Below are 7,082 nucleotides of genomic sequence, written 5' to 3'. Positions count from 1 at the left end.
CCACCGACCGCGCCTCCCGCCGAGCCGGCGGCGGCCGAGCCCGCCGCCGCCGCGCCCGCGCCCGGCTACCCCGAGACCGAACGGGCGGCCGTGCACCGCCTGATGCGCGACCGCCGCGACGTCCACCACGGCTTCCGCTCCGACCCGGTGCCGCCCGAGGTGCTGCTCCGGGTGCTGGAGGCTGCCCACAACGCGCCCAGCGTCGGCCCGGCCCAGCCCTGGGACTTCGTGATCATCAAGGCGCCCGAGACCCGCAACGCGATCCACGAACTCGCCCGCCGCCAGCGCGAGACCTACGCCAGGTCCCTGTCCAAGGCCAGGGCCCGGCAGTTCCGCCAACTCAGCGTGGACGCCATCCGGGACACCCCCGTCAACATCGTGGTGACCGCCGACCCCACCCGGGGCGGCCGCAACACCTACGGCTGGCACCTCCAGCCGCAGACCACCCCCTACTCCTCCGCCCTCGCCGTCGAGAACCTCTGGCTCGCGGCCCGGGCCGAGGGCCTCGGCGTCGGCTGGATCGGCTTCTTCGACGAACGCGAACTCGTCCACGCCCTCGGCCTGCCCGAGCACCTGGAGGTCGTCGCCTACCTCTGCGTCGGCTATGTCGACTCGTTCCCCGACGAGGCCGAACAGGGCCCGGGCGGCTGGACCCACCGCAGGCCGCTCTCCTGGGTGGTCCACGAGGAGTCCTACGGCCGCCGCGCCCTGCCCGGCGCCGAGCCGCACGACCTGCTGAGCCAGACGCTCGCCGAGATCAGGCCGTTGGACGCGCAGGCGCTCGGCGAGGCGTGGGAACGCCAGAAGCGCATGACCAAGCCGGCCGGCTCGCTCGGCGCCCTCGAAGTCATCTCCGCCCAGCTCTGCGGGCTGTCCCGCAGCTGCCCTCCGCCGGTGCCCGAGCCGGCCGCCGTCGCCGTCTTCGCCGCCGACCACGGCGTCCACGCCCAGGGCGTCACGCCCTGGCCGCAGGAGGTCACCGGCCAGATGGTGGCCAACTTCCTCGGCGGGGGAGCGGTCTGCAACGCGTTCGCCGCCCAGGTCGGCGCCGAGGTCTGCGTGATCGACGTCGGCGTCAGGGACGAACTGCCCGGGATGCCCGGCCTGATCCCGCGCCGGGTCAGGTCCGGCACGGCCGACCTCAGCGTCGGTCCGGCGATGAGCCGCGAGGAGGCGCTGCGCGCCGTCGAGGTCGGCATCGAGATCGCCAGGGACCTCGTCGCGGCGGGGAACCGGGCGCTGCTCACCGGCGAGATGGGCATCGCCAACACCACCCCGGCCGCCGCGCTGGTCGCCGCGTTCACCGGCGCCGAGGCCGCCGAGGTCACCGGGCGCGGCTGCGGCATCGACGACGAGACGCACGCGCGGAAGGTGGACGTCGTCCGCCGCGCGCTGCAACTCCACCAGCCCGACCCCAGCGACCCGTTGGGCGTGCTGGCCGCCGTCGGCGGCCTGGAACACGCCGCGCTCACCGGCCTGATCCTGGGCGGCGCGGCGCAGCGGGTGCCGGTGCTGCTCGACGGCGTCAGCGCGGGCGCCGCCGCACTGGCGGCGCGGGCGATCGCGCCGGAGGCGGTCTCCGTCTGTGTCGCCGGGCACCGCAGCGCGGAGCCCGGCCACCAGGCGGCGCTCACGGCGCTGGGCCTGCGGCCCATGGTCGACCTCGACCTTCGCCTCGGCGAGGGCACCGGCGCGCTGCTGGCGCTGCCGCTGGTGCAGAGCGCGGCGCGCGCGATGCGCGAGGTCGCCACGTTCGACTCGGCGGGTGTCACCGACAAGAACTGACCTGCCGGCCGGGCCCGGGAGGCGCCCGGCGCCCAGCGGGCGCCGAGGCGCCGGGGGCGTTCGGCTGACGGCGGCGTCTGTCGCCTTCGGCTCATCTGGCGTGATGGCTGTGGGCCGACTCGGACCGGGTGTGACCACCGACCATGCGTGTCGCAATCCCTCGCCGGGTCCGGCTTTCCGTCGCGCGACGGGGCACGTCACCGGCCCGGCCTGCCGGTTGCCGGAACGCCGAGCCCGGCACATCGCCGCCCGGCTCGGCGAGGTGGCGTGCCGGTGGTCGGAGGCGCCGCCTCCGGCCCACGCCGGGGCCAGCCGCTCGCCAGGGGCGGCACCTACCCGGCCACCCGCTCAACCACCCCAACCACCCACCCGCCCCATCCGTCCCGACGCGCGCCCGATCGCCCCGCCACCAGGACCCGGCGGCCCGCGCAGCCGACCACGACGCTCCACTCCGCAAGCGAGCGCGCCCGTCCCGCAACGAACGCCCGCCCCCGCCGGCGCACCGGCGGAGGCGGCGGCACGGCGCCCGAACGCCCCGCGCAGCGGCACCCCCGGTCCCCGCGCGGCGCGGAGGCGCCGAACCGCCCGCCGGCGTCAGGTCGTTGCCGACCGCCGTGCCCACGCCGGGTGGGTGGAGGCGCGCGCGATGTCGATCCGGGCGACCCGACCGTCCCAGGTGGTGACGGCGACGACCGCGAGGGGGTGGCCGCCGGGGGCGATGACATGGACCCGTTCGCCCGCGAGGCGCATCGGCGCGCTGGCGCGAATGCGGTCGGCGAACCGCCCGGTCTCCTCGGCGACGGCGGAGGCGCCGCTGACCACGGTCGGCGCGCCGGGAGGCACCAGCGCCTCGTCGACGACGCGCACGCAGTCGTCGGCCAGCAGGGCGAGGACCCGGCCGATGTCACCGCCGGCGGCCGCCGCGAGGAAGGCATCCACGACGGTGCTGTCGACGCTCGTCGCGGGCGGGGACGCGGACGTTGGCGCGCAGTGCGCGATCCGTTCGCGTGCCCGGCTGGCGTGCTTCTTCGCGCTGTCCCGGCTGGTACCGAGATGCCCCGCGACCTCAAGGAACGGGACGTCGAACAGGTCATGCAGGACGTACGCGACGCGCTGGGATGGCGTCAGCCGGGCGAGGACCACCATCAACGCGCGGGAGATGTTCTCGCGCCGAAGGTACTGCTCGTCCGCCGCGAGGGCCTCGTCCGGAATCAGGTCCGCGAACAGGGGCTCCTCCCGGCGCCGCTGACGAGCCCGCAGCTGGTCGAGGCAGACGCGAGTGAGAACGGTCGTCAGCCAGGCCGCCGTGTTGCGAAGGGTGTCGGCGTCGACGGCCCTCGCCCTGATCCAGGTGCTCTGCACGGCGTCTTCCGCGTCGTCGACGGAGTCGAGCAGGCGGAACGCGATCGCCGTCAGCTGCGGCCGGGCCGCTTCGAACTCCTCAAGGGGTACCACCAGGTGTCACTTTTCCGGGGCGGGAGACGTCGGACGCACGAGACCGCCGATCTCGCCCACGAAGCCCCCTACCGAGGAGACACCCACCGATGAGCATAGCCGTGGCCCCCTGGCCGCCACTTCGAGACGGGCCCCGCGCCCCCGCCCGCCGCGCGGCGGGAGCGGCGCATGACGGCCGTCCTGTTCGTCGCCACGCTGGTGTGCATCGTGGCGAACGCGTTCATCGCCGTCGCCGATCTCGTCAGGGCGGGGTTCGTGGTGCGGAACGCCACGGCGGTGCGCGTTCCCGCCACCGCTGTGCCCTGGCTGGGCTCGTTGAAGCTGGCCGGGGCGGCCGGACTCGTCGTCGGGCTGATCGTCGCGCCCTGGCTTGGCGTCGCCGCCGGCGTCGGCCTGACGCTGTTCTTCGTTGGTGCGGTCGTCGCCCACGTGAGGGCCCGCGTCTTCTCCAACATCGCGTTCCCCGGCCTGTATCTGCTCCTCGCGGTGGCGGCCACCGCCTGTCTGCTCCGCCGAGCGGTGGGCTAGCGTCCCCTGTGCCGCGAGGCACGAGGGACCGGACCCGAGCCCCGCCACGGGCCGGCCGCCCCGGACTCCCGGGGCCACGCCCCCAGGGCGCTGCCCCGTAAGCTGAGGCTCGCGGAGCACCGGCGCCCCGCGTCGTTTCTCCGGTCCGCACTCCCGGCACGCCCAGCCGCGAGCGCGGCCCCGCGTCAAGGAGTTCGTACCGTCGATGTCTGACCTCCCCGCCTACCCCGTCGGGCTGCGCCTCGCCGGCCGCCGAGTCGTCGTGCTCGGCGGCGGCACCGTCGCCCAACGGCGGCTGCCCGCGCTGCTGAACGCCGGCGCCGACGTGACCCTGGTCGCCCCCGCCGTCACCCCGTCCGTCGAGGCCATGGCCGACGCCGGCCAGCTGCGGTGGGAGCGGCGCGGCTACCGCTCCGGCGACGTCGAGGGCGCCTGGTACCTGCTGATCGCCACCGACGACCCCGAGGTCAACGCCGCGGCGTCGGCCGAGGCCGAGCGGCTCCGCGTCTGGTCGGTGCGCAGCGACGACGCCGAGGCGGCCAGCGCCTGGACGCCGGCGACCGGCCGCTGTGACGGGGTCACCGTCGCCGTGCTCACCGGCCGCGACCCGCGCCGCTCCGCCGCCGTGCGGGACGCCGTCGTGGAGGGGCTGCGCGAGGGCACCATCGGCGCGCCCCGCCACCGCGACCGGACGCCGGGCGTCGCGCTGGTCGGCGGCGGCCCCGGCGACCCGGACCTGATCACGGTCAGGGGCCGCCGGCTGCTGGCCGAGGCCGACGTGGTGATCGCCGACCGGCTCGGCCCGCGCGACCTGCTCGACGAACTCCCGCCGGGAGTCGAGGTGATCGACGCCGCCAAGATCCCCTACGGCCGCTACATGGCGCAGGAGGCGATCAACGCCGCGCTCGTCGAACACGCCAGGGCGGGCCGTTCCGTCGTGCGGCTCAAGGGCGGCGACCCGTATGTCTTCGGCCGGGGCCGGGAGGAGGCGCAGGCCCTGGCGGAGGCCGGCGTTCCGGTCACCGTGGTGCCGGGCGTCACCAGCGCCATCTCCGTTCCGGGCGCCGCCGGCGTTCCGGTCACCCACCGGGGCGTGGCCCACGAGTTCACCGTGGTCAGCGGCCATCTCGCCCCGGACGACCCGCGTTCCCTGGTCGACTGGCCGGCGCTGGCCGCGCTGCGCGGCACCCTGGTGCTGCTGATGGCGGTGGAACGGATGGCCGCCATCGCCGACACGCTGATCGCCCACGGCCGGGACCCCCGGACGCCGGCCGCCGCGATCCAGGAGGGCACCACCCCGGCCGAGCGCCGGGTCGACGCGACCCTGGCCACCGTCGCGGCACGGATCGCCGAGGCCGGCATCCGGCCGCCGGCCGTGATCGTGGTCGGTGACGTGGTGGCGGTCCCGTGACCGCGACACCCGAGAGGACCGAGCCCCCGGGAACGGCGCCAGCGACGGCCCCCGCCGCCGTGCCCGCCGGGCGGCTGACCGTCGTCGAGGACCCGGCCGATCCCCGGCTCGCCGACTACACCTCGCTGACCGACGTGGCCCTGAGGCGTCGCCTCGAACCCGCCGAGGGCCTCTTCATGGCCGAGGGCGAGAAGGTCATCCGCCGCGCCCTGGACGCCGGTTACCCGATGCGCTCCATGCTGCTGACCCCGCGCTGGGTCGAGGCCATGGCCGACCTGATCGCCCGCGCCGACGCGCCCGTGCACGTGGTCAGCCCGGAGCTGGCCGAGGCCGTCACCGGCTACCACGTGCACCGGGGCGCCCTGGCCGCGATGGGCCGGCGCCCGCTGCCCGACGCCGCGAGCCTCCTCGCCGGCGCGCGCCGCGTCGTGGTGCTGGAGGCGGTCAACGACCACACCAACATCGGGTCCGTCTTCCGCTGCGCGGCGGCCCTCGGCATGGACGCGGTGCTGCTCTCGCCCGACTGCGCCGACCCGCTCTACCGGCGTTCCGTGAAGGTCTCGATGGGCGCGGTCTTCGCCCTGCCCTACGCCCGACTGGCCGGCTGGCCCGGCGGGTTGACCGAGGTGACCGGCGCCGGCTTCCGGCTGCTGGCGCTCACCCCCGACCCGGCCGCCGTGGACCTGGCCGACGCGGTCGCCGAGGCCACGAGCGGGGCCAACGGCGGGGCGAACGGCGGGGCGAACGGCGGGGCGAACGGCGGGGCGAACGGCGGGGCGAACGGCGGGGCGAACGGCGAGGCCGGCGGCGCCCGGCTGGCGCTGATGCTCGGCGCCGAGGGGGACGGCCTCACCCGCCGCGCCCTGGCCGCCGCCGACCGGTGGGTGCGCATCCCGATGGCGCACGGCATCGACTCGCTGAACGTGGCGGCTGCCGCCGCCGTCGCCTGCTACGCGCTGACCCAGGGGCCGCCCGCGTCGGCCCGCTGAGCACGCGGAAAATCCGACTCCCGCGCGGCGCGCGGCCGTTACCCTCCCGATCCATGACCACCAGCGAGGCCGCCCCGACCGTCACCCGCCGCCCCGACGGCTACCAGATCTCGACCGACCCCGACCGGCTCGACGTCGACCGGGTGCACCGGTGGCTGTCCACCGACGCCTACTGGGCGCTGGGCCGCGACCGGGAGACGGTGGCCAGGGCGATCGCCGGCTCCCTCAACTTCGGGCTCTACGCGCCCGACGGCCAACAGGTCGGCTTCGCCAGGGTGGTGACGGACCTGGCCACCTTCGCCTGGCTCTGCGACGTCTATGTCCGCCCCGAGGACCGGGGCCGTGGCCTGGGCACCTGGCTCGCCACCACCGTCAGGGACCACCTCGCCCCGCACCGCCTGAAGCGGATACTCCTCTTCACGGAGGACGCCCACGAGGTCTACGCCCGCGTCGGTTTCACCGCGCTCCCCGAACCACCGGAACGCGTGATGTCCCTCCGCCTCGACGACGACTGACCACCGCCCCGGCCCGCAGCGAGCGCCCAGGAACCAGCCGCCCCGAACCGGCCGCCCCCGAACCAGCCATCTCCGGCCCGGCCGGCCGCGCCTCGGACGGCCCCGCGGCCGCCCGCGCCCCCGGCGTTCTCCCGCCCCGGCCCGGCGGCCACGAGCTACAGCGGGCCCTGACACCCCTGCGCCAGCGTGATGCCCAACGCGACCAGCAGCGTCACCGTGACGAAGACGAACACCCGCTGGCGCAACAGCCGTTGGTCCGCCGCCCGGCGCTTGGCCGAGGGGCCGGGCCGGCGGCGCTCCGGCGGCCTGGGCCGGGTCCGCTCCCGCGCCCCGCCCCGCGCGCGCTCGGCGGCACGCTCCGGCGCACGCTCCCGTTCTCTCGCGCGCCCCCGCGCCGCC

General features: G+C 76.3%; 6 protein-coding genes and 1 pseudogene. 5 read left to right on the top strand and 2 right to left on the bottom strand.

The genetic code is table 11. The features are described from left to right. The coding region (cobT, locus tag EBN88_RS27415; RefSeq protein ID WP_122399736.1) for a nicotinate-nucleotide--dimethylbenzimidazole phosphoribosyltransferase at positions 1 to 1,785 on the top strand (1,785 nt) is incomplete at its 5' end. A 594-nt stretch (positions 1,786 to 2,379) separates the two neighbouring features. Here the strand turns inward: cobT and EBN88_RS27410 are convergent. Further along, positions 2,380 to 3,240 (bottom strand): sigma-70 family RNA polymerase sigma factor, encoded by an 861-nt coding sequence (locus EBN88_RS27410; RefSeq protein ID WP_122399735.1) that lies wholly within the window; start codon positions 3,238 to 3,240, stop codon positions 2,380 to 2,382. Between the two features lie 168 nt (positions 3,241 to 3,408). Here EBN88_RS27410 and EBN88_RS27405 point away from each other — a divergent pair, with 168 nt between their 5' ends. The 4 genes from EBN88_RS27405 to EBN88_RS27390 all read left to right on the top strand — a co-directional run bounded on the left by EBN88_RS27405 (position 3,409) and on the right by EBN88_RS27390 (position 6,683). Then, positions 3,409 to 3,768 (top strand): DoxX family protein, encoded by a 360-nt coding sequence (locus tag EBN88_RS27405; RefSeq protein WP_122399734.1) that lies wholly within the window; start codon positions 3,409 to 3,411, stop codon positions 3,766 to 3,768. Positions 3,769 to 3,973: 205 nt separating this feature from the next. After that, the gene (gene cobA, locus EBN88_RS27400; RefSeq protein ID WP_122399733.1) at positions 3,974 to 5,179 is read left to right on the top strand and encodes a uroporphyrinogen-III C-methyltransferase; all 1,206 of its coding nucleotides are present in this window, start codon (positions 3,974 to 3,976) and stop codon (positions 5,177 to 5,179) included. Between the two features lie 74 nt (positions 5,180 to 5,253). Then, complete coding sequence (locus EBN88_RS27395; RefSeq protein WP_233581028.1) at positions 5,254 to 6,168, top strand: TrmH family RNA methyltransferase; 915 nt, start codon at positions 5,254 to 5,256, stop codon at positions 6,166 to 6,168. Positions 6,169 to 6,221: 53 nt separating this feature from the next. Next, positions 6,222 to 6,683 (top strand): GNAT family N-acetyltransferase, encoded by a 462-nt coding sequence (locus EBN88_RS27390; RefSeq protein ID WP_122399731.1) that lies wholly within the window; start codon positions 6,222 to 6,224, stop codon positions 6,681 to 6,683. 155 nt (positions 6,684 to 6,838) lie between these two features. Here EBN88_RS27390 and EBN88_RS27385 read toward each other — a convergent pair. Continuing rightward, positions 6,839 to 7,082 (bottom strand): annotated as a pseudogene (locus tag EBN88_RS27385) (serine/threonine protein kinase); the annotation flags it as partial.

This window comes from Streptomyces triticirhizae (genome assembly GCF_003696235.1).
In the GTDB taxonomy this organism is placed as follows: domain Bacteria; phylum Actinomycetota; class Actinomycetes; order Streptomycetales; family Streptomycetaceae; genus Streptomyces; species Streptomyces triticirhizae.
Note: the sequence above shows the minus strand (reverse complement) of the source record. Positions and strands in the feature narration are given on the sequence as shown.

Excerpts from the sequence above, each read along its gene's own strand:
- EBN88_RS27405 (WP_122399734.1), top strand. The coding sequence starts at position 3,409 with ATGACGGCCGTCCTGTTCGTCGCCACGCTGGTGTGCATCGTGGCGAAC.
- cobA (WP_122399733.1), top strand. The coding sequence starts at position 3,974 with ATGTCTGACCTCCCCGCCTACCCCGTCGGGCTGCGCCTCGCCGGCCGC.
- EBN88_RS27390 (WP_122399731.1), top strand. The coding sequence starts at position 6,222 with ATGACCACCAGCGAGGCCGCCCCGACCGTCACCCGCCGCCCCGACGGC.